Origin of the sequence: Anaerotignum lactatifermentans, assembly GCF_016902535.1 — a bacterium.
GTDB classification, from domain to species: domain Bacteria; phylum Bacillota; class Clostridia; order Lachnospirales; family Anaerotignaceae; genus Anaerotignum; species Anaerotignum lactatifermentans_A.
Genome location: NZ_JACSNY010000051.1, coordinates 1 through 422 on the forward strand (window position 1 = coordinate 1; position 422 = coordinate 422).

General features: G+C 47.9%; 2 tRNA genes and 1 rRNA gene. All 3 read right to left on the bottom strand.

The features are described 5' to 3' along the window. Window positions 1-131 precede the first annotated feature (131 nt). Window positions 132-204: transfer RNA gene (locus tag H9X84_RS12790), tRNA-Ala, on the bottom strand. A 29-nt stretch (window positions 205-233) separates the two neighbouring features. After that, a tRNA-Ile gene (locus H9X84_RS12795) sits at window positions 234-307 on the bottom strand. 5 nt (window positions 308-312) lie between these two features. Continuing rightward, window positions 313-422: ribosomal RNA gene (gene rrf, locus H9X84_RS12800) — 5S ribosomal RNA — on the bottom strand; the annotation flags it as partial.

Genomic DNA, 422 nt, shown 5'->3' on the forward strand with positions numbered 1-422 from the left:
TCATTTATAGCGAAATAAAATGTTGATTGCTTTACTACATTTTATTTAGAATAAATTTTCTCGATTTTATTGACTCTTGTTTGTCTTGTATTCAGTTTTCAAGGTGCATCCGGCGTTTTTTCGCCGGTAAATGGAGAATACGAGATTCGAACTCGTGACCCCCTGCTTGCAAGGCAGGTGCTCTCCCAGCTGAGCTAATTCCCCACGCTTCTTATGAAATTAAACCACACAAATGGGCTCAAGTGGACTCGAACCACCGACCTCACGCTTATCAGGCGTGCGCTCTAACCGGCTGAGCTATGAGCCCATAGACTCCGGCGACCATCTACTCTCCCAGGCAGCTCCCCACCAAGTACCATCGACCGCTTAGGTCTTAACCGTCGTGTTCGGAATGGGAACGGGTGTGTCCCCTAAGCGCATCG